The sequence below is a fragment of the Streptomyces viridosporus genome (genome assembly GCF_002078235.1).
GTDB lineage: Bacteria > Actinomycetota > Actinomycetes > Streptomycetales > Streptomycetaceae > Streptomyces > Streptomyces viridosporus.
Window position 1 is genome coordinate 1 of sequence record NZ_MSGP01000909.1, and the last position, 1,003, is coordinate 1,003.

At 74.1% G+C, this 1,003-nt stretch carries 1 protein-coding gene; it reads right to left on the reverse strand.

Translation table 11 applies throughout. The annotated features are described in order from the left end of the window. Nucleotides 1–140 precede the first annotated feature (140 nt). Nucleotides 141–896, reverse strand: coding sequence for a metallophosphoesterase (locus tag B7L92_RS38605; RefSeq protein ID WP_107501753.1), 756 nt, complete (start codon nucleotides 894–896; stop codon nucleotides 141–143). Between the last annotated feature and the right edge of the window lie 107 nt (nucleotides 897–1,003).

The window sequence follows — 1,003 nt, forward strand, 5'->3', positions numbered from 1 at the left end:
GCCCGGATCCGCGGGCGGCTCCGGGCCGGGCGGGGCGCGCCCCGGGAGCACCGCCCGTGCCCGCCCGGGCGTGGAGGTGATCCTGACGTCGCCTCACCGCGGCGGCGATCACCAGCGGATGACGGTCGTCCCCGGCATCGTCACGTGACCACGCGGAAGTGGCTCGTCAGCCGCTGCTCGTCGTCCAGCACATGGAACGCGAGCCCGACCGGGGCGTCCCGGTCCGCGACCCCCTCGCCCTCCCAGGGCAGCCGCAGCGTCCAGGTCACGCCGGGGCCCACCACCAGGGGACGGCCCGCGAACGTCGTGGCGGCCGCGGTGTGGGCGTGGCCGGTGATCAGCCCGGCGATCTCGGGCCGGCGGGCCAGCAGGGCGGCCAGCCGGTCGGGGGCGCGCAGGGAGAAGGAGTCGGGCAGCGGATGGTGCAGCGGGACCGGCGGGTGGTGGAAGGCCAGCAGGACCGGAAGGGTGCCGTCGAGTTCGTCCAGCGTCGACTCGATCCAGGTGTACGTCCGCGCGTCCAGCTCCCCGTCGTCACGGCCCGGGACGCTGGAGTCGCACATCAGCACGGCGCCGCCGTCCAGCACGTGCGCGCTGTTGACCGGCCCGTCGGCGGCCGCCCGTCCGAGCAGGGCCTTGCGGTACGGCGCGCGACTGTCGTGGTTGCCCGGGCAGGTCAGCACGGGGAACGGGGCGCTGCCGTCGTGCAGCCCCAGCAGGCGGGCGGCCTCCTCGTACTCGGCCTCCGTGCCGTGGTCCGCGATGTCGCCGGTGACCAGCAGCGCGTCCGGCGGGTGCGGCAGCTCCCACAGCCGGTCGCGCACCCGCCGGGCACGCTCCGTCGCCCGCGTGGTTCCGTCCAGGTGCAGATCGCTGATGTGTGCGAGTACGAGCACGGCCGTACGCCTCCCGGATCTCGGACAGTGCGGTGAGGTAATGGATAGACGGCATCCAAGCATTAGGTGTGGCGGGCGGGCAATACCCCCGTCCCTTATACACATCT